Origin of the sequence: Brachyspira intermedia PWS/A (assembly GCF_000223215.1) — a bacterium.
Classification (GTDB): domain Bacteria; phylum Spirochaetota; class Brachyspiria; order Brachyspirales; family Brachyspiraceae; genus Brachyspira; species Brachyspira intermedia.
This window is the reverse complement of sequence record NC_017243.1, coordinates 741,339-761,869: the sequence shown is the minus strand read 5'-3', so window position 1 is coordinate 761,869 and position 20,531 is coordinate 741,339. Positions and strand designations below refer to the sequence as shown.

Below are 20,531 nucleotides of genomic sequence, written 5' to 3'. Positions count from 1 at the left end.
CACTCATGAAACTTTCTTAGATGCAAAAAATGGCAAATGGAATATGCTTCTTACTCCTACAAAATATGTACCTAAAGAATGGTATCCTGATTTAAGAGATAAAAAGTTTTAGGGCTTGCTTCTGGAGGAGGACAGCAAATGCCTATTTTTGCAGCACTTGGTTCAATATGTACTTTGATGGATTATTCTCAAAAACAAATAGACAGCGATTTACTAGTATCAAAAAGAGAAAATTACAATATAAATCTAGTAAAAGCTGATATGTCAAAAACATTTCCATTTGATAATGAAAGTTTTGATATAATTTTTCACCCAGTATCAAATTGTTATATAGAAGATGTTATGCATGTGTGGAGAGAATCTTTCAGAGTTTTAAAAAGAGGTGGAATAATTATGTCAGGTCTAGATAATGGAATAAATTTTATATTCGATGAAACTTCAGAAAATGGAAAAGAAATAAAATATAAGCTTCCTTTTAATCCTTTGAAAGATAACAAACTATTAGAAAATGCTGTAAAAAATAATGACGGAGTACAATTTTCACATACAATAGAAGAACAAGTAAGAGGACAATTGAAAGCAGGATTCAAACTTATTGATATATATGAAGATACAAACGGATACGGCATACTTCATGAATATAATATACCTACATTTTGGGCTACTCTATCAATGAAATAGATTAAAATTATTTATTTTTGTTGTTCATCATCGCTTATAATCACAAAATAAATTTATATAAACTCTTTAAAGTTATAGTGATCTTTTATTACTTCAACAATTATAAAAATGATAAACTTGATTATTAATATTTATATTTAATTAAAAATAATATTTTTAATTAATAGCAAGTAAAGTTTCCTGTAAAGCCTGCATATATTCTCTTGCTCTTGAAACATTAGGATTAGCAGGATATTCTGATATAAAAGTATCTAAAACTTTATAAGAATCAGAATATCTTCCTACTTTGAAATAAGATAAACCTATATAAAGCAAAGCCTCAGCATCTAGTGTATAAACATTATTAAGTCTTACTCTGTTATAATAATCCAATGCCTTATTATAATTTTTTTCATTATAATATGATTGTGCTATTCTAAATAAAGCATCTTCAGCATATTCAGTTCTAGGAAATAATTCTGCTATTTTTGTATAATACATTCTTGATTTTATATAATTACCTTCCACAAATGTTTTATGTGCCATAGCAGGAACCTGTATCAAATAAGTTCTTACAACTTCATCATAATATATGCTTGTTTTATTATATTTAAGAAAATCCTCATAAGTTTCAAATGCTCTGTCATATTCATTCATATTGAAATAAACTCTTGCTCTTCCAAGCACAGCCAATTCTCCATCATTTCTTAGAAAATAGCTTAATGCTTCACCGTATTTCTTTTGAAGGAATAATTGATATCCATATTGTACATTTATTTTTGAAGCTAAATTTGAATCTGATACTTTTAAATATTCTTGCAGTTTTGATATTATATAAGGATCAGCCTGATTTTCTAATCTTGATATATCTGCATAAGCTAAAATGGCATTTACAGAATATTGAGCAAAATCCGGATTATTAATTATACTTGTAAGTCTTTCTTTTGCTAGAGAATATTTTTTTAATCTTTTTAAAGAATCTGCAACCATAAAATATGCTTCAGCTATATTATTTACAGGTCTGGATTTGCTATCTATTGATAAATATTCATTTAAATTATTAATAGCTTCCTGATAATTTTCTATCTCATAGCTTCTTTTACCCTTTTGGAAATACCTTTCAGGAGATGATAAAGCCGATATTTTTGTAATGAACACACCGCCCAATATTGCTACTATAGTTATAACAGATGCCAAAACTGCTGCATAAGTTTTCATAAATCAATACTCCAATTATAAATCACTTAAAACTTGATTTATCCAAAAATTAACTTCCTGACTGTTATAAGATTTTATACGATTAAAAACATCTAATGAATTTTTCTTTCTGCCTAAATACTTATAACTCTTTCCAAGAAGAAGATTAATATCATAATATAAATTTCTATTTATATTTTTTCTCGATATAGGCTCTAATATAGAAGCTGCCTGAGAATAATTTTTTAGTTTAAACTGTGCCAATGCTCTGTCATATTGAGTTTTATATCTGCTATACTCATTTTGTTGAGTTTTAGAAACATTATTAACACTTCCTTTGCTTGATGATGATGACGATGGAACAGAACTAGTAACATTGTTTGTTACTGTAATATTATTTGTTAATGTTACAGTATTAGTAAGAGTAACAGTGTTTGTTAATAAAATATTATTTGTAAATATAACATTATTAGTAACTGTTATAGTGTTAGTAATAATGTTGTTATTTATATTTGTATTATATTTCAAATTATTATTCAATGTATTATTTTCTGCTATTCCATTAAAAGACAAAGATGATGTATCAATATTCTCTTTAGCATTATAAAAAACAGAGTCATTTACATATGAAACTACAGCATAATAGTATGTAGAAGTAATTATAGGACTGTCTGATATAATATATGATTTCGAATCATTAGTCGCTTTTACATAATCAACCACTGTAGAATTAGAAAAAGATGACTTGCCTATTATAGGGCTTTTACTTCTATAAACATAATATACTAAATTATTATCAGTAATTCCTTCCCAAGTTATCAATACTATATTATTATTAGTTTCTGAAGTAGAAATTTTTATATTAGACACTAGCCTTTCAGCATTAGGCAGATTATTTATTAAATCTTCATCATAATATGCAGGTGTTTGCGTATATAAAACATTTATTGATATATAAAAGAATATTATGCTTATAAATGCAAATAATAAATAAATACCATTTTTTTTATTTCTTTTTCTGTTCATATAATAGTCCTTAAATGCTTTTTCAATTTTCGGAAATGAAATATATAAAATTTAATTGGAGAAAATTAATGACAATGAATGATAATTGATGATAAATAAGAGATTTAAAAATAAAAAAGCCGAAAAATCAATTTTCCGGCTCATAAAAATTTATAATAATATAATATTTTTTTATTATATCTTAAATTATATTTTCTCCATAGCTATAGCAACCAAGAAGCCCACACACATAGAAATAACTGTAGAAGCTAACATAGGAAGACTCATAGTTGTCATATTAGGCCATAAACTTAAAAATGATACTATTATAATACCAAGTACAAAACCAAACAAAGTAGATTTATATTTTTGAAGTAATATAGTTACAAGTTTTGATATTCCGAATATTCCTATAACAACGCCTAAACCTAAAAATATCAAAGGAATTAGAAGGCTGAAATTAAAAGTATCTACAAATGAAGATATAAAATAAGATATATTCTCATATTCTCCCAATATAAGTAAAAGCAAAGAACCGGATATGCCAGGTATTACCATAGCAACAGCAGCAGCTATACCGCATAAAAATAATTTAATACCGTAAATAAGTGAAAAATTTCCAGCATAAGTAGTTGCCCCTACAGGCTTATTTATATCAAAGTATACAAATATCGCCATAATAAAAGCACCTATAAAAAATGCTATAAAAACTTTGAAATTAAATTCTTCTACTGTTTTAGTAATAAATGGAAAAGAACCTAATATTAAACCTACAAAAAATATTCTAGTTGGTATAGGATAATAAGTAAATGTATAGTTTATAAGTTTTAAAAATAATACTATAGAAATAGCAGCCCCCAATGCCACAGGAATTAAAACTTTTAAACTTTCTTTAATTTCATCCCATTTTAATTTTATTAATGCATTAGGTAAAATAGATATAGAATAAGTTAATTTTTCATATATACCCAATACAAAAGCTATAGTACCTCCGGATACACCTGGTATAGCATTTGCAATACCTATAGCCATTCCTTTGATAAAATATGATATATAGTTTCTCATGATTTCCTCTTTAAGATTTTTATATTGATAAAAAAGATAAGTTAAATATTTGAATAATAAATTAAAGAAAAGTTATAAAAAAATAACCATGAATATTATACATACTCATGGCTATTATTAATAAAAAATTAGCTTATAACAGCAATTATTTCAACTTCTACTAAAGCATCTTTAGGTAAAGCTTTTATAGCAACAGTGCTTCTTGCAGGCGGATTTTCTGGGAAATAATTTGCATACACTTCATTAAAAGCTGCAAAATTAGCCATATCTGTTAAGAAACAAGTAGTTTTAATAATATTAGCCATAGTTAAATTTTCTGACTCTAAAAGTCCTTTAATGTTTTCCATAACTCTTTCAGTTTGTTTTTTTATATCATTTTCAGCCATTTCTCCGCTTACTGGATCCAAAGGTATTTGACCTGATGCAAAAATGAAATTTCCGCTTTTTACTGCTTGTGAATAAGGTCCTATTGCTTGAGGTGCTTTGTGAGTTTTAATGATTTTTTTATCCATGTATCGATTCTCCTTTTATATATATTTTTTAATTTTTTTCCATTTTATTTATTATGTTAATTATAATTATTTTTTGACAAAATATCAAGTAATTTATATACTATTTTTTTTATTTGTATTATATATATTAATATTTGACAATAATAAAAATTATATTATTATGTATAATAATACTTATAAAAATAATAAGGCTACAAATATGCAAATAAATGCTGAAACTATATTAACTGGACTATTCGCATCTCCTTCAAAACATAGCATATCACCTATTATGCATAATGAAGCATTTAATAAACTTAATCTTAATTATATATATTTAGCTTTTGAAGTTGATAAAAGTAATTTAAAAGAAGCTGTAAATTCTATAAAAACTCTCAATATGAGGGGGGGTAATCTTTCAATGCCTAATAAAAAAGAGGTAATAAAATATTTAGACAAAATATCTGAAGCAGCAGAACTTTCTCAAAGTGTAAATACAATAGTAAATGATAATGGAATACTCACAGGATACAGCACAGACGGAGAAGGTTTTATAAAATCATTAGAAGAAGAACAAGTATTTATAAAAGATAAAAATATCACTATATTAGGTACTGGAGGAGCTTCTATAGCAATAATATCTCAGGCTGCATTGTATGGAGTTAAAGAAATATATGTATTTAAAAGAGATACTAATTGGAATGAACAGAAAAAAATTATAGATAATATTGCTTCAAAAACTAATTGCAATATAACTCTATATTCTTTAGAAAATAAAGATATATTAAAATCAAAAATAGATAATAGTTATATATTGATAAATGCAACAAGTGTAGGTATGAAGGAAGATGTTTCTATTATAGAAGATACTTCATTTTTTAGAAATGATCTTGTAGTAAGCGACTGTATATATCATCCTGCAAAAACTAAATTATTAAAAATTGCAGAAAAAGAAGGATGCAAAATAATAAATGGAATGGGAATGTTATTATATCAGGGTGCTTTAGCTTTTGAACTTTGGACTAATAAAAAAATGCCTGTAGAATATGTAAAAAATATTATATTTAAATAGTATTATATAATCAATCTAATAGAGTGAGGGTGCAGAAATGGAAAATATAGTAAAAATAAAAAATATAAAATTGGGCGATGGTATTCCAAAAATATGCATATCTGTAGTTGAGAAAAATGAAAAAGATATTATTAAATATATAAAAGAAATAAGTAAACTTCCTGTTGATATTATAGAATGGAGAGCCGATTTTTTTATAGACGATATAGCAAAATATAATGATAACTTTGATGATATAATATCATTTTCAAAAGAGATAAAAAAATTAAGCAGTAAACCAATACTATTTACTTTAAGAAGCAGTAAAGAAGGCGGAAACATTAAATATAATACGTATGAAAGTATTATAAACTTATATGATAATATTATAAAAAACAAATGCTTTGAGGCAATAGATTTAGAATTATTAACATTAAAAGAAAATGATATAAAAAAATTAATTAAATCAGCATCTTCAAACAATATAAAAACTATAATATCAAATCATGACTTCAATAAAACTCCTTCAAAAAAAGAAATAATATCAAGAATCAATAAAATGATAAAATTAAAATGCGATATAGCAAAAGTTGCTTATATGCCTAAAAATAAAAAAGACGTTATTACTCTATTAGATGCTTCAAATGATATAAAAAATTTCCCTGTAATAGCCATATCTATGGGTAATATTGGAATTATAAGCAGAATATTCGGCTCTGTACTCACTTTTGCATCTGCAAAACGCTCATCTGCTCCGGGACAATTAGAGTCTATGAAATTAAAATATATATTAGATACAATTTACGAAAAAATTTAATTTTATTTTTTTAATGACAAAATCTGTCATAGTTATCTCCTATTATTATAGTATAAAATAAAAGGAGAATAACAAATGGAAAATATAGATAAAAAAATAGAAGATCAACTGAATAATATTTATGATTTTTTTAAAAACAATAATATAAATAAATATAGTAACTATAGCAGAAAAAAACTATTAAATATTAAGAAATTAGATTTAAGCTCTTCAAAATTAACTTATATTCCAAAAGAAATATATATATTAACAAATCTTGAAATTTTGGATATATGCAATAATAAAATAGAAGAAATACCAGATAGTATATGCTCCTTAGTAAATTTAAAATATATTGATGCCAGCTTCAATAAATTAAAAAAATTACCTAAAAAAATATCATTGCTTCAAAATCTTGAAGAGATAGATATATCAAATAATATGTTTAAAACTTTTCCTAAAGAAATATATGAATTGAAAGAATTAAAAAGCATTAATATTTCAGGGTACTATTTAAATGAAATACCAAAAGAAATTTTTAGTCTAACAAATTTAGAAAAATTGGACTTATCTAATAATAAAATAGCAAATATACCTAATGAAATTTCTAAATTACAAAATTTAGAAAAACTTTATTTAAATAATAACAATATAAATAAAATACCTAAAATAATAGAAAAACTTTCTAAATTAAAAATACTATCTTTAAAAAATAATAATTTAGAGGATATTAATGAATATATAGGAAAGTTAAAGAATCTTGAAGAATTTTATTTCAGCAGTAAATATACTATAAAAGCAGCTGATAATTTTTATTATTTAGAAAACTTAAAAAATTATATATAGAAGGAGATTTTTCATATATAAAAAATGAAATACATAGATTAAAAAATATTGAATATTTATATTTAGCAAATAATTATTAATAACAGAATATAAAAAAAGTGCATACTATTATAATAATTAATAATATGCACTTGTACAATATGAATTTTATGACTACTTTAACATTATGTCTTTAGCAAACCATTTTTCAGATATTTTAGTAGCTGTACCATCAGCTCTCATCTCATCTAATATTTTATCAACCTCCGCCAAAAGTTTAGCGTCTGATTTTCTAAATCCTATACCATATAATTCTTCTGTCAAAGGACTGTTATCTACAACAACAAAAGGTGCTTTTTTCTCAGAGATATAATACTGAGCAGCAACTTCATCTATAACAACAGCATCTATTCTTTTAGCCTGTAAATCTAAGAATGCATTAACATTAACATCATATCTTCTAATCTCTTTAGCATTCTTACTTGAAGGATCAGCAGTTAACGCTTCATCATTACTTCCAACCTGAACGCCTAATACTTTTCCTGATAAATCATCTTTAGAATTGATAGTGTTGTCATCAATGGCTTTTACTATTACCAATTTGTTATTAAGATAAGGTTTTGAAAAATTAATTTGTTGTTTTCTAGCTTCATTGATAGTAACACCATTCCAAAGTACATCTACATCACCTTTATTAAGGCTTAATATTGAACTAGACCATTCTATTGGTTTTATTTCTAATGCTACACCAAGTCTGTTTGCTACTTCTTTTGCCAAATCAATATCAAAACCTACCACTTCACCGTTTTCATCTCTAAATCCCATTGGTGCAAAAGTATCATCTAACCCCAATACTAATTTTCCTGCATCTTTTACTTTTTGCAATGAATTATCTTCTACTGCAGCAGTATTATTTTCTGCAGTATTATCAGCAGCAGCTTTATCACCGCCTCCGCAGCTTACAATAAATGCAAAAATAATAAATAATAAAATACTTGATATACGTTTCATAATTTTTCTCCTAAATTTTATGATTTTTATAATATGATAAATTAATTATTAGAATTTTTTTTATTAATGTACGAAGGTGGTATGAAGTTGGAATGAAAAAGAATTATTAAAGAAACAATTCAAAAAAAGACTATTCATAATAGGAACTCCCTAACACACTTTTATTACTATATACTATAATACTATTTACAAAAATGTCAATATAAAAACTTAAATATATTTACAATTTATTCAACTTTCTTTGATAAAATAATCATTTATGGAAAATTTTATTTAAAAAATCTTTAATTCTTTCATTGCTTTGATTATTAAAGAAATTATCAGAAGTATCCATAGCAATAATTTTACCAGCATCCATAAAAGCAATATTTGTAGATAATTCATGTACGAAACTTATTTCATGGCTTACAACAATCATAGTCATTTTTTCTTTAGCAAGCTCTTTTAATACAGTGAGAACTTCTCCTATAAGTTCAGGATCCAATGCAGAAGTAGGCTCATCGCAAAGAAGTATTTCAGGCTTCATAGCCAAAGCTCTTGCAATGGCAACTCTCTGTTTCTGTCCGCCGGATAATTCATTCGGATAGCTGTCTTTTTTATGTTTAAGCCCTACACTGTCAAGAAGTTTCAATGCTTCTTCTATGGCCTCATCTTTATTTTGTTTCTTTACTATAACAGGTGCTTCTATAATATTTTCTAAGGCTGTTTTATGAGGAAATAAATTAAAATGCTGAAATATCATACCTATTTTTTCTTTTCTTTTCATAAAATCGGCATGGCTTATATCAAGTGCCTTCTCACCTTCCCTCTTACAAAATAGAACTTCATTATCTATATAAACCTCACCATAATCAGGATGCTCTATCTGTATAATATTTCTTAAAAGAGAACTTTTTCCAGCTCCTGAAGGTCCTATAATAGAAAGTATATCACCTTTATTAACTGTAAATGATACTCCATTTATGGCGGGAGTTCCTTTATAATGTTTTTTTATATTTACAACTTTTAAATTAGTTTCTTTAGTTTCTGATGACATACTTTTTCTCCAATTGTCTGAATACAAACACAAGTATAGAAGTAAATAATAAATATATAATAGCTGCTATTAAAAAAGGCAGTAATTTATAATCTCTAGTAAGTATCTGTCTTGCATGAAGCATTAAATCGCCTATTCCCAAAACTATAACCAAAGCAGTATCTTTTATCAAGTTAATAGCTTCATTAGAAAGAGGAGGTAAAACTCTTCTTACAGCCTGAGGAAGAATTATTCTTGTCATAATCTGTCTGTAACTCAAATTAAGTGCGAAACCTGCCTCATACTGACCTTTTTCTATACTTTCAATACCAGCTCTGAATATTTCCATAAGATATGCTGAATAGTTAAGAATAAATGTTACCGCTGCAGATGTAAATGCAGGAAATGCTATCATATTATTGGTCATAAGCGGAAGTCCGTAATAGAAAAATATAAGCTGAAGTATTAAAGGAGTACCTCTAAATATCCAAGCATATATATCAAAAATATATCTCACAAATTTCGGAGAGCTAAACTGTAATGCTGCAAAAAGCATAGATAATGGAAGGGAAAATATTGCCGTTACAAAGTAAAGACATAAAGTTGTGTATGTTCCCTTAAGCAAATATAAAGTAGTAGATATTATATAATCCATAAAATACAACCAATAATAATTTTTTAGTTTCAAGATAGCATTATAATGTTATTTGTAAAAATATCAATAATAAAAGATAATTGATACAAAAATACTTACATATTTATTCTTTTAATATTGATTATTATTATGTATAATTAATACAAACAACAAATATATTAGGAGTTTCTTAATGTCAAGTAAAATTTGTATTATAACTGGAGCATCAAACGGTATAGGAAAAGAAATTGCATTATTATTTGCAAAAAACAACTGCGATATAGCATTTATTGATAAAGACAATGAAAACGGTTTAAAACTACAGAAACAGATAAAAGATATGGGCAGAGAATGCCTATTCATAAATGACAACATAGACAATGAAAAATCTATAAAATCATTCACAAACAAAATAATAGAAAAATTCGGCAATGTGGATTATTTAATAAATAATGCATGCTATTCAAATAAAGGACTTTTAAGTAATTGCAGTTATGATGATTTTTTAGAGATTTTCAAAATAGGTGCTGCCGCTCCTTATGAGATTACAAAAAATCTTATGAATAATTTCAATGAAAAAGCCGGCATAATAAATATAGCTTCAACAAGAGCTTTTATGTCGCAAAAAGACAGTGAAAGCTATAGTGCTGCAAAAGGTGCTATTATAGCTTTAACTCATGCGATGGCTATAAGTTTATCTCATAAAGTGAGAGTTAATTCTATTAGCCCGGGTTGGATTAATACCATTGATGATGCCTCATTCAGCAAAGAAGACATACTTCAGCATCCTAGTGCAAAGGTTGGAAACACTTCCGATATAGCTAGTACCGCTTGGTTTCTTTGTAATAATGATTTTATTAACGGAGAAAATATTACAGTAGACGGCGGTATGACAAAACTTATGATATATCATAATGATGAAGGCTGGAAATTAGATATTTAATTATATTCAAAAATTCATTTAAACGCACGGTTAGTAAAATTTTATATCTAATTAGAATCTTATTAATAATTAATCTAATTATATATAATTTAATTATTCGTGCGGTATACATATCAACAAATTTAAAAAAATCTTGGGTGGGCAGCTGAAATTACAGAAATAAATTCTAAAAAATATAATATAAAAATAACAGATAAATTTAAAAAGTCTAGAGGGTGGGATTCAAAATAGGCAAAAAATCTATTTACATACCCCGCCCTTTATTCTTTGCTGCTTATTTTTTAATTATAATTTTAATTAATTTTAAAACTTTATTTGAAAAAGCATACCCGCCCAAGCGATACTAAATTTAGAAATTTATTTTAGATAATCAGATAATATAAGATAAGCCCCATATTCAAATCTTTCATCAGCATTTTTGAATTTTATTTTAATATCAATTTCATCTGTGGTATTAGAACCATAATAAAGATTTGAAGTTTCTATTGATACTACAGCATTATTATAGTAATCATATAAAAAATAAAAACTTATAAATCCGCTATCTTCTACTTTATCCATACCCAATTTCAATGCAGTATTTTTAATGCTTCTTGCTGTTGCTTTTTTAGGTACTCTAGAAATTAAATCTCCTTTTGTTTCTAAAGATAATTGATTGAAAGGCTGAACTATATCATAATCCGAAAGCTGACTTTTCCATTTTTCTATCAGTTCTCTACTAGTTTCCATAGGACTTAATAAAGTTATTAAAGCATTATCTTCTATATTCATTTCCTCATCATCAGCATTATTGAATGAGCCGTCATCCATATATCTGAAAGTACTTAATAAATTATTATCTTTATCATATACTCCCCAAATAAGTTTAACAGCAAAAGCCCTCATAAAAGGATTGTCAAAAAATATCTCTTTCCATTCATTTAAAGTCCATTTTCTTCCGTCCATTAATACCAACTGCAAACGTTCAGTCTGAGTTTTAAGCATCTTATTTATATCGCTTTTTAATTTTGTTAATTCTTTTTTTGGAGTTTGCGGAAAATCTTTCGGTAATGTTTTATATTCTTTATTTTTCATTTCATCGAATATTGATATAGTAAAATCAGGCTTCAATGTTATTTTAAATTTTTTATTATCGCTTTCTATTATTCTCAGTCCGTTTTTATCAAAATCAAAATCCGGTATGATCTTATCAGCAAAAGCCTCTTTACTAATACCTAATTTTTTAGTAATATCTTCTATAATAAATGAGCAGGTATTTTTTACACTAGCCTGCTTAAATTTCCTTGAAGCCTCATATACTAATGAAAAACCTTTTTTTGTTCCGCTTAAAGCAATAGCCTCCAACATAGAACATGCCAATTTAAATCTTCCTCTTGCAATAGATACCGCTCTTTTGTACAAATTATCAAGCTGTATATTATTTGCAAATATACAGTAAGGATAAAGTATTGATTTAGTTTTATTATTTTCATCCCATAATTTATATACATTCTCAAGAGTCTCGCTTAAACTTTCACTATCTAAAGAATTGCCTATCATATCAGCATTTCTTAATCTGTAAGCCTCTTTTATATCTAAATATTCACCTAAAATATATCTTATCACTTTGCTTGAAACTACGGCACTTTTATCTTTTATAAGAACATTAGATATTATAGAATCATCTATAAATGAAGTTGTTTTATCAAATTTTTTATTATAATTTTTTTCTACTATGTTGTTAATTTCTTCTAATGAAAGCACTATCATAAACCTCTAAAATATTTTTATACAAAATAAATTATTTAGAAAATAAAATCAATAATCAAATTTCAATCTCTTATCTTCTTTGAATTTCTTTCTTGATGGGTTTCCTTCAGATATGTATATTTTTTTATTTTTTATTGAATATATAGAAGACCAAACGGTATCAAAATTAAGTTTCCTATCATATTGACATAAAAAACCATATTCCCCTGAAATAAGTTTTTTGGCAAAGTCTAAATCATAATCATAATTTTTAAATGCATTATTCATAGTAATATATCTTTCTTGTGAATAAATATCATCTTCAATATCAGTATTATATTCTTTCATAGACTTACTTACAAAATGATTCGATATAAATACATAATCATTTTTTATTATTTCTATATTTTTGCAATTACATTCTATCAATGCAATATCTCCGTTTCTATCTGCTAATACTATATTCTGTGCCGATGAAATAGGAATATTTTTTAAAAACTCTAAAGCCTCATCAACAGCAGAGCATTTTTCTAAAATATATCTTATTATCATTCCTGCATTGAAACCATAATCTATTATTGTAGGATATACAAAAGTTAATGCCGCTGTAAGTCCTTTTTCATTTATACCGTCTTCAATTTCTATAAATGCTGTAGTATTACCTATAAATGAATATGAATCATTTAATTTATAATATACACTGTCGCAATAGTTTTTTATATCTTTTAAAAAATCACTGTTTTTGGCAAGTATTATATCTTCATCTGTTTTGAAGGCAAAAGATGAACATTTATTATCAAAAGTAAATGAGTATATTGTAAATAAAAATTCACATATATCTTTATAATCTATTTTTATATTATTATTCGTATTTAATCCGTCAGCTAATCCTTTTATCTCTTCTATTATTTCAGGAAAAAATTTATTGTATATAGGCATGCATTTATTAGCAAAATATTTTCTTTCATCTGAGATTTTAATTTTTTCTAATGGATTAATATTATTTTTAGAAAGCAATTTACCATATTTAAGTCCTGCCTCATAATGACTGCCTTTAAATCTTGAATGATACATTGTATGCTCCTTATAATATTTATACAATAATACAAAGGCTATCATAATAAAAATTTTAAGTAAATATGAATAAAAAATTCTTATCTCTATACAAAAAATATTATTTCATTATGCTACTGATAAACTCACTATAACTGAAGTTATAATATGCTCGTTTATCGCATTAAGCCTATCAACTTAATCAATTTCTTATAGCTGAAGACACACAGAGTGCATAGTAGGGTATCAAGACTTATAGATTATTAAAAGTTAATGGTATATATCCCGCTTTCCTATATCACTAATAAAAAAATCTAGCTGAAAGGTGCTGCCAACTAAAGTTATCAGCCACTCAATTTTTTATAGCCAAAGGCAAAACAGCCTTTGAGTAGGGTATCGAGACATTAAATAATATCTCAAAACAATCCATTGAATCCCGCTTTCCTACATTTAGGAGGGTATCGAGACTGCCATTTTTTAGCGATTATATTCTTTTCACATTAATATATATTTTACATATTAACATCAAAGAATTTGTGTATAATATATAATATATTTCTAATTTTTTTGCAAGTATTTTCTTATTTTTTATCATTAAATAATATTATAATTTATAAACTAATTTATTATACTACTTAAATACATATTATATACTTATATTTCACACCTAAAAAATTGATTTTTTTAAAAAAAATAAAATTTTATACATATACTACACCATTTTTCGCTTTTTTTAAAAAAAAATTTAATACAAAATTATTATATATAACTATTTTTACTTCAATAAAAAAGAGGAAGCCTTTTTAAGCTCCCTCTATTTTGTAGTATTTTTCAATAAATAATTAGTATCTTTCCATAAATAATCTTTAGGAAATTGTATTTAATAAATATTGATTAATCATCAAATTTCTGTCCCATTAACTGTCCGTTAGAAGATATGAATAATTCCATAAAGTTATTTAATTTTACTTTATAATTACCCCACTCTTTTTCTACATCTATTACAGCAGCCTGAGGATAAGTATTTCTTATAGTGTTTGCTATATTAGCAGGTAAAGCAGAGAAAGGTACAGCATTATATTCACCGTCTATGCTATGCCAATCACCATTAGGCAAAAAGTCTATTTGAGTACCATTTGATAATTTTACTTCAAATTTTCCTCCGTCTCTCTCTACCATCCATATTTGTACATTAGGATAAACTTGCTGTATGAAACTTCTAGCTTTTTGAGGAAGTGAAGAAGCTGGAACCACCCAATCAGCAAAAGCACTTGAAGTAGAAATTATAGTTAAAGTTATTAATAAAGCGAATAATTTTTTAGTCATAGTAAATCTCCTTTAATTTATAAATATTTAATTGCTGTCAGCAACCATGTAAATTATATTTACAATTATAAGTATAGCCTAAAACAGATATTTGTCAATATAATTTACATTAAATTTACAAAAAATTTACCTAAAATATAGATTTTAATATATATTACAATACAAATACAACATATATATTTTCTACAACCTCAATAAGGTAAAGAAAATTTACTTTCATAGATAATCAAATATAATATAAACTATTAAAAAACATTATTTAAATAAAATATTTGAATTTTTCATTGTATAGTATATATTCTATTCATTACAAAAATTAATTTATAGGTGTTTATTATGTCAAATATTACAAATAATACGGAAGAAAAAAAGAACAAATCGAATTATTATCATGTGCTTTGGAAGGAGGCTGTTCCGCTAAAATTCCGCCTGATTTACTTGAAAAAACTCTTGCACCTTTAATGCAAATAAAAACTGATTCTAATTTACTTTCAGATGTAGATATAGGAGATGATGCAGGAGTTTATAAGATTTCAGATGATAATGCCTTAATATTTACAGTGGATTATTTCCCTCCTGTTATAGCAGACCCTTACGGATTCGGTCAAATAGCAGCATGCAACTCTATAAGCGATATTTATGCTATGGGAGGAGAACCTAAATTAGCATTGAATATCACTATGTTTCCAAAAGATGATTCTTTAAATATATTGGCTAATATGCTTAAAGGCGGACAGGATAAAGCAACAGAAGCCGGAGTATTGGTTGTAGGAGGACATACCATAACAGATGTATCAGTAAAATACGGAATGGCTGTTATAGGTTTTGCTAATCCTAATAAAATAACTACAAATTCAGCTGCTAAAGAAGGCGACATTATAATATTTACAAAACCTCTTGGAACAGGTGCTTGTTTGGCTGCTATGAGACAGGGACTTATAAAAGAATCTCATATAGAAGATGTTTTTGAATCTATGAAAACATTAAATAAAAAAGCATGTGCTGTTATGAATAAATATAATGTTAAATGTGCCACTGATATTACAGGATTCGGACTCATAGGGCATGCTTATAAAATGGCTAAAGCAAGCAATGTAACTATAGAGCTTCAATCATCAGCATTGCCTATGTTTAATAAAACTTATGAAGTACTTGATATGGGTTGTATACCGGGAGCTGCTTTTACTAATATGCGTTATGTAGGAGATAATATTAAAGTAGATGATAATGTTGACTATAATTTAAAAATGCTTTCTTTCGACCCTCAAACTTCCGGCGGTTTATTTATATGTGCTGATAAAAGTAATGCAGAAAATATACTAGCTGATTTATGGCGTGAAGGTATAGACTGTGCTTGTATCATAGGAAAAGTAAAAAACAAAGAAAAAGAATATATACATTTAACGAAGTAAATTACAAAATATTTAAAGTTGTATATAAACAATTATATTTTGTCAATTTTATTTTTTATATTGTTATTATTTTCGGGGACTAGCCCCCGCACCCCCAGTTCTTTTATTGGTATAAAAGAACCAAAAGAACTGCATTTATAGTCTAAATTTAGGTTATATCCCATATTTAATAAGTATATATTTAATATAAAGTTCTAGTAATTGCGTTTTCGCGAAGCGTATCCGAGTTTATCGAGGATATAAGGTTCTTTTATACTAATACCGAAAGGTACCTACTCAGTAAAAGAACTGGGGGCTGGGGCAAAGCAACCACAAACAATAAAATTAAAAATCTAAAGAACTACATTTTATAAATTTTTCTATTTTGTAAATATAAATTATAATTTTTCATAAATAAAATATTATATAATGTTGGTTAAATATGTTTTATCTGTATTAATTTTTGTATAGTAATAAGTAATCAGCCGCACATATAGAGGACTTTTGATAAGAGTAAGCAATACCGTGCGGAAAGCCTCTATGGCGAATAGTTGACAAACTTAAAAATTTTCAGTATATACCTAAACAATTATATTTTGTCAAAAATAAATTTATATTTTTGTTTTTATATCTGGGGCTTTGCCCCAGACCCCACTTCTTTTGCGACCGTAGGGAGTGCCTGCGACTGAAAGGAGTACCTGACGAAGTCCACTGTAAGTGTAGGTATGGTATTGCCACAAAGAAGCAAAAAGGCTATATTTATAACTTAAATGTAATAAATTATTTTACATGTAAGACAATTTTAGTATTATTTAGTACTAATTTTATACTTGCACTTTCGCGAAGCGTATCCGAGCTTGTCGAGGATATAAGCAACTTTTTGCGGCGGGAAAAAGTTGAATAAAAAAATTGACAAACTTAAAAATTTTCAGTATATACTAAAAAATTTAAGTTTGTTAACTGATTCACTTATATAAATGTTATCTACTTTTTTGTCGCACACCCCGCAGGCGGGCTTCGCCAAAGTAGCTGCCACAGGCACGCTTCGCGATGTGTACATCGTAGTACTAGTCCAAACTAATAATAAAAATAGGGCTTAACTTTATATAAAGTCAAGCCCTTTAAAAATTATTTATATAAATATTTTATCTATTATTTTTTGCTTGTTTTCTTAGCAGGTGCTTTTTTAGCAGCTGGTTTCTTAGCAGCTGTTACTTTAGAAGCTGTTTTTTTTGCTGCAGGTTTTTTAGCAGATGCAGTTTTAGAAGCGGCTTTTTTTGCAGCTGGCTTCTTAGCAGCAGATTTTTTAGCCGGCTTAGAACTTATTATTCCCTGAGCAGCAGCAAGTCTTGCTATAGGTACTCTATAAGGTGAACAGCTTACATAGTTAAGTCCTATACTGTAGCAGAACATAACTGTAGCAGGATCTCCTCCATGCTCACCGCAGATACCAACTGTTAGATTTTTATTAGCAGCTCTACCTTTAGTAACACCAATTCTCAAAAGCTCTCCTATACCTTCCTGATCCAATGATTGGAAAGGATCTTTCTCGTATATCTCTTTATTTACATAGTCTTTCAAGAATTTACCGGCATCATCTCTTGAGAAACCACCTCCCATTTGAGTTAAGTCATTAGTACCGAATGAGAAGAATTCAGCTTCTGTAGCGATCTTATCAGCAACTAAAGCAGCTCTAGGAACTTCTATCATAGTACCAACTTTATACTTAACTGAAGAACCTTCTTTTGCAAATACTTCCTCAGCTATTTTAATGATTCTATCTTTTATCATTTTAAGCTCTTTTAAAGTACCAACAAGAGGGATCATTATTTCAGGATGAACATCTACACCGTTTTTCTTAACTTTAACAGCAGCCTCTAATATAGCTCTAGCCTGCATATCATAGATTTCAGGATAAGTAATACCAAGACGGCAGCCTCTATGTCCAAGCATTGGGTTAAATTCATGTAAACTATCTCTAATAGCTCTAAGTTTCTCGAAAGAAACATTCATTTCATTAGAAAGTTCTTGTAATTGAGAATCTTCATGAGGAATGAATTCATGCAAAGGTGGGTCAAGAAGTCTTACTGTTACAGGATATCCATTCATAGCAGTAAATATTCCGATAAAGTCTTCTCTTTGCATAGGAAGAATGCTGTCTAAAGCTTCATCATAAAGTTTTCTTGGCTCTTTATATAAAGGCTCAAGCTCTTCTATAGTTTTCTTATCGCCTATTTTTTCAGCAGCTTCCAATTTTTCTTTTAACTGCTTAACTTCTTCAGCAACAAGTATAAGCTGTCTTACACTCTTAATTCTATCAGCATTGAAGAACATATGCTCAGTTCTGCAAAGTCCGATACCTTCAGCACCAAATTTTCTAGCAATTTGTGCATCATTAGGAGTATCAGCATTAGTATGAACTTCAAATTTCTTTTCTTTTCTCTTATCATCAGCCCATTGCATAAGTTTTTTGAAGTCTTCAGACATTTCAGCTTCTTTAGTAGCAACTTGTCCTAACATAACTTCACCAGTAGAACCGTCTATAGAAATATAATCGCCTTCATTAACTACATCATCGCCTACTTTCATGCATTTATTAGCATAGTCTATTTCTAAAGCACTACATCCAGCAACACAGCATTTACCCATACCGCGTGCAACAACAGCAGCATGTGAAGTAGAACCGCCTCTTGCTGTCAATATACCTTCAGCAGCGTTCATACCTTTAATATCTTCAGGGCTAGTTTCTATACGAACAAGTATAGTCTGTTCTCCTGCCTCTTTCATAGCTTCAGCTCTGTCAGCAGCAAATACTACTTTACCAACAGCAGCACCAGGAGAAGCATTTAATCCTTTAGCAAGAACTTTAGCTCCTTTTTTAGCAGTAGGATCGAACATTGGGTGAAGTAATTGATCCAAATCAGAAGGATTTACTCTCATTAAAGCTTCTTCTTTAGAAATTATTTTAGCTTCAGCAAGTTCAACAGCTATTCTTACAGCAGCAGCAGCAGTTCTTTTACCATTACGAGTTTGAAGCATATAAAGCTTACCTTCCTGTATAGTAAACTCCATATCCTGCATATCACTGTAATATTTTTCTAATTGATTTTTATAACTTACTAATTGTTTATAAACAGAAGGCATAACCTCTTCAAGAGAAGGATATTTTGCTTTTCTTTCTTCTTCGCTAATATTGTTGTTTTTAGCCCATTCTAAACTGCCCTCTAATGTAATTTCTTGAGGAGTTCTGATACCAGCAACAACGTCTTCACCTTGAGCATTGATTAAGAACTCACCATAGAATTTATTTTCACCAGTAGAAGGGTTACGAGAGAAACATACACCTGTAGCAGAAGTATTTCCCATATTACCAAATACCATGGCTTGAACGTTTACAGCAGTACCTAAAAGACCTCTTATGTCATTTAATTTTCTGTATGCTTCAGCTCTAGGGTTATTCCAGCTTCTAAATACAGCATTGATAGCATGCCATAACTGTACTTTAGGATCTTCAGGGAATTCTTCTCCTTTCTCCTCTTTATACATAGCTTTATATTTTTCTACTACTATTTTTAATTCTTCAACATCTAAATCAGTGTCTTTAACCTCTTTTTCAGGTTTTCCAACTTTAGGTGCTATAGCTTTTTTTCTTTCATCTAATATTTCTTCAAATTTATCATGATCAACGCCCATAGCAACATCGCCGAACATCTGTATAAATCTTCTATAAGCATCCCAAGCAAATCTAGGATTATTAGTTTTTGCTACAAGACCTTCTACTACTTTTTCATTAATACCTAGGTTAAGAATAGTATCCATCATACCAGGCATAGATATAGCAGCTCCGGAACGAACTGAAACAAGTAAAGGTTTATTAACATCACCGAATTTCATATTCATAGCCTTTTCAAGCTTTTTGATGTTTTCATCAACCATTTTTTCTAAACCCTTAGGGTATGACTTATTTTTTGAATAATAATCACAAACTTCTGTAGTAATTGTAAAACCAGCAGGCACAGGTACTTTACTTTCTGTCATTTGTGCAAGTCCTAAACCTTTACCACCTAAAAGAGCTTTAGTTTCTTTAGCGCCTTCAGATTTACCGTTACCGAAGAAGTAAACCATCTTTTTTGATGCCATAATAAACTCTCCTCTAAAATAAAATATTTATATAAACTTTAAGTCATTACTTATTATATAGTATAATGTTATTTTTCTTATTGTCAATTTTATTGTAAAAATTTCATTAATTTTTTTTATCTTTACTTAATTTTTGAAATAAATTAAGCATTACATTATTAATCAATTTTTATTTTTGCCTTTTTATCTAATAACAAAAA

At 27.6% G+C, this 20,531-nt stretch carries 17 protein-coding genes; 6 read left to right on the top strand and 11 right to left on the bottom strand.

From position 1 onward, the window contains the following. Positions 1–138 precede the first annotated feature (138 nt). Complete coding sequence (locus BINT_RS03380; RefSeq protein ID WP_014487152.1) at positions 139–681, top strand: class I SAM-dependent methyltransferase; 543 nt, start codon at positions 139–141, stop codon at positions 679–681. A gap of 156 nt (positions 682–837) precedes the next feature. Here BINT_RS03380 and BINT_RS03375 read toward each other — a convergent pair whose 3' ends face one another. From BINT_RS03375 to BINT_RS03360, 4 genes are all read right to left on the bottom strand, one after another. Then, positions 838–1,878, bottom strand: a complete 1,041-nt coding sequence (locus BINT_RS03375) for a tetratricopeptide repeat protein (protein ID WP_014487151.1) — start codon at positions 1,876–1,878, stop codon at positions 838–840. Between the two features lie 15 nt (positions 1,879–1,893). Continuing rightward, positions 1,894–2,883 (bottom strand): hypothetical protein, encoded by a 990-nt coding sequence (locus BINT_RS03370; protein WP_014487150.1) that lies wholly within the window; start codon positions 2,881–2,883, stop codon positions 1,894–1,896. A 186-nt stretch (positions 2,884–3,069) separates the two neighbouring features. Beyond that, positions 3,070–3,927 carry a DUF368 domain-containing protein gene (locus tag BINT_RS03365; RefSeq protein ID WP_014487149.1) on the bottom strand — a complete coding sequence of 286 codons (858 nt, stop codon included), beginning with the start codon at positions 3,925–3,927 and terminating at the stop codon, positions 3,070–3,072. 128 nt (positions 3,928–4,055) lie between these two features. Continuing rightward, a complete protein-coding gene (locus BINT_RS03360) occupies positions 4,056–4,439 on the bottom strand; it encodes a RidA family protein (RefSeq protein WP_014487148.1) in 384 nt (127 codons plus the stop codon). A gap of 199 nt (positions 4,440–4,638) precedes the next feature. Between BINT_RS03360 and aroE the strand changes: the two genes are divergently transcribed. The 3 genes from aroE to BINT_RS03345 all read left to right on the top strand — a co-directional run bounded on the left by aroE (position 4,639) and on the right by BINT_RS03345 (position 7,111). Then, the gene (gene aroE / locus BINT_RS03355; RefSeq protein ID WP_041177567.1) at positions 4,639–5,490 is read left to right on the top strand and encodes a shikimate dehydrogenase; all 852 of its coding nucleotides are present in this window, start codon (positions 4,639–4,641) and stop codon (positions 5,488–5,490) included. 37 nt (positions 5,491–5,527) lie between these two features. Then, the gene (gene aroD / locus BINT_RS03350; RefSeq protein ID WP_014487146.1) at positions 5,528–6,286 is read left to right on the top strand and encodes a type I 3-dehydroquinate dehydratase; all 759 of its coding nucleotides are present in this window, start codon (positions 5,528–5,530) and stop codon (positions 6,284–6,286) included. A 75-nt stretch (positions 6,287–6,361) separates the two neighbouring features. Beyond that, positions 6,362–7,111: a leucine-rich repeat domain-containing protein gene (locus BINT_RS03345; RefSeq protein WP_014487145.1), complete on the top strand. Its 750-nt coding sequence runs from the start codon at positions 6,362–6,364 to the stop codon at positions 7,109–7,111. Positions 7,112–7,264: 153 nt separating this feature from the next. On the opposite strand, the gene BINT_RS03340 is transcribed toward BINT_RS03345, so the two are convergent. From BINT_RS03340 to BINT_RS03330, 3 genes are all read right to left on the bottom strand, one after another. After that, positions 7,265–8,101 carry an amino acid ABC transporter substrate-binding protein gene (locus BINT_RS03340; protein WP_014487144.1) on the bottom strand — a complete coding sequence of 279 codons (837 nt, stop codon included), beginning with the start codon at positions 8,099–8,101 and terminating at the stop codon, positions 7,265–7,267. Between the two features lie 253 nt (positions 8,102–8,354). Next, on the bottom strand, positions 8,355–9,137 hold the full coding sequence (locus tag BINT_RS03335) for an amino acid ABC transporter ATP-binding protein (protein WP_012670707.1): 783 nt from the start codon (positions 9,135–9,137) through the stop codon (positions 8,355–8,357). Next, positions 9,121–9,771, bottom strand: coding sequence for an amino acid ABC transporter permease (locus BINT_RS03330; RefSeq protein WP_041177219.1), 651 nt, complete (start codon positions 9,769–9,771; stop codon positions 9,121–9,123). The genes BINT_RS03335 and BINT_RS03330 overlap by 17 nt, the downstream gene beginning before the upstream one ends. A 172-nt stretch (positions 9,772–9,943) precedes the next feature. On the opposite strand from BINT_RS03330, the gene BINT_RS03325 reads away from it, so the two are divergent. Further along, on the top strand, positions 9,944–10,693 hold the full coding sequence (locus BINT_RS03325) for an SDR family oxidoreductase (protein ID WP_014487142.1): 750 nt from the start codon (positions 9,944–9,946) through the stop codon (positions 10,691–10,693). Between the two features lie 357 nt (positions 10,694–11,050). On the opposite strand, the gene BINT_RS03320 is transcribed toward BINT_RS03325, so the two are convergent. From BINT_RS03320 to BINT_RS03310, 3 genes are all read right to left on the bottom strand, one after another. Next, the gene (locus BINT_RS03320; protein ID WP_014487141.1) at positions 11,051–12,442 is read right to left on the bottom strand and encodes a DUF4132 domain-containing protein; all 1,392 of its coding nucleotides are present in this window, start codon (positions 12,440–12,442) and stop codon (positions 11,051–11,053) included. A 48-nt stretch (positions 12,443–12,490) separates the two neighbouring features. Then, the gene (locus tag BINT_RS03315; protein WP_014487140.1) at positions 12,491–13,495 is read right to left on the bottom strand and encodes a C45 family autoproteolytic acyltransferase/hydolase; all 1,005 of its coding nucleotides are present in this window, start codon (positions 13,493–13,495) and stop codon (positions 12,491–12,493) included. An 873-nt stretch (positions 13,496–14,368) separates the two neighbouring features. Beyond that, the gene (locus tag BINT_RS03310) at positions 14,369–14,800 is read right to left on the bottom strand and encodes a PepSY-like domain-containing protein (RefSeq protein ID WP_014487139.1); all 432 of its coding nucleotides are present in this window, start codon (positions 14,798–14,800) and stop codon (positions 14,369–14,371) included. Between the two features lie 398 nt (positions 14,801–15,198). Between BINT_RS03310 and selD the strand changes: the two genes are divergently transcribed. Then, positions 15,199–16,212, top strand: coding sequence for a selenide, water dikinase SelD (gene selD, locus BINT_RS03305; protein WP_014487138.1), 1,014 nt, complete (start codon positions 15,199–15,201; stop codon positions 16,210–16,212). 1,131 nt (positions 16,213–17,343) lie between these two features. Here the strand turns inward: selD and ppdK are convergent. Continuing rightward, the gene (ppdK, locus tag BINT_RS03300; RefSeq protein ID WP_014487137.1) at positions 17,344–20,331 is read right to left on the bottom strand and encodes a pyruvate, phosphate dikinase; all 2,988 of its coding nucleotides are present in this window, start codon (positions 20,329–20,331) and stop codon (positions 17,344–17,346) included. Positions 20,332–20,531: the final 200 nt, after the last annotated feature.

Excerpts from the sequence above, each read along its gene's own strand:
- BINT_RS03330 (WP_041177219.1), bottom strand. The coding sequence starts at position 9,771 with ATGGATTATATAATATCTACTACTTTATATTTGCTTAAGGGAACATAC.
- BINT_RS03380 (WP_014487152.1), top strand. The coding sequence starts at position 139 with ATGCCTATTTTTGCAGCACTTGGTTCAATATGTACTTTGATGGATTAT.
- BINT_RS03315 (WP_014487140.1), bottom strand. The coding sequence starts at position 13,495 with ATGTATCATTCAAGATTTAAAGGCAGTCATTATGAGGCAGGACTTAAA.
- BINT_RS03335 (WP_012670707.1), bottom strand. The coding sequence starts at position 9,137 with ATGTCATCAGAAACTAAAGAAACTAATTTAAAAGTTGTAAATATAAAA.
- BINT_RS03340 (WP_014487144.1), bottom strand. The coding sequence starts at position 8,101 with ATGAAACGTATATCAAGTATTTTATTATTTATTATTTTTGCATTTATT.
- BINT_RS03365 (WP_014487149.1), bottom strand. The coding sequence starts at position 3,927 with ATGAGAAACTATATATCATATTTTATCAAAGGAATGGCTATAGGTATT.
- BINT_RS03375 (WP_014487151.1), bottom strand. The coding sequence starts at position 1,878 with ATGAAAACTTATGCAGCAGTTTTGGCATCTGTTATAACTATAGTAGCA.
- BINT_RS03360 (WP_014487148.1), bottom strand. The coding sequence starts at position 4,439 with ATGGATAAAAAAATCATTAAAACTCACAAAGCACCTCAAGCAATAGGA.
- BINT_RS03310 (WP_014487139.1), bottom strand. The coding sequence starts at position 14,800 with ATGACTAAAAAATTATTCGCTTTATTAATAACTTTAACTATAATTTCT.
- BINT_RS03370 (WP_014487150.1), bottom strand. The coding sequence starts at position 2,883 with ATGAACAGAAAAAGAAATAAAAAAAATGGTATTTATTTATTATTTGCA.
- BINT_RS03320 (WP_014487141.1), bottom strand. The coding sequence starts at position 12,442 with ATGATAGTGCTTTCATTAGAAGAAATTAACAACATAGTAGAAAAAAAT.
- aroE (WP_041177567.1), top strand. The coding sequence starts at position 4,639 with ATGCAAATAAATGCTGAAACTATATTAACTGGACTATTCGCATCTCCT.
- BINT_RS03325 (WP_014487142.1), top strand. The coding sequence starts at position 9,944 with ATGTCAAGTAAAATTTGTATTATAACTGGAGCATCAAACGGTATAGGA.
- BINT_RS03345 (WP_014487145.1), top strand. The coding sequence starts at position 6,362 with ATGGAAAATATAGATAAAAAAATAGAAGATCAACTGAATAATATTTAT.
- aroD (WP_014487146.1), top strand. The coding sequence starts at position 5,528 with ATGGAAAATATAGTAAAAATAAAAAATATAAAATTGGGCGATGGTATT.
- ppdK (WP_014487137.1), bottom strand. The coding sequence starts at position 20,331 with ATGGCATCAAAAAAGATGGTTTACTTCTTCGGTAACGGTAAATCTGAA.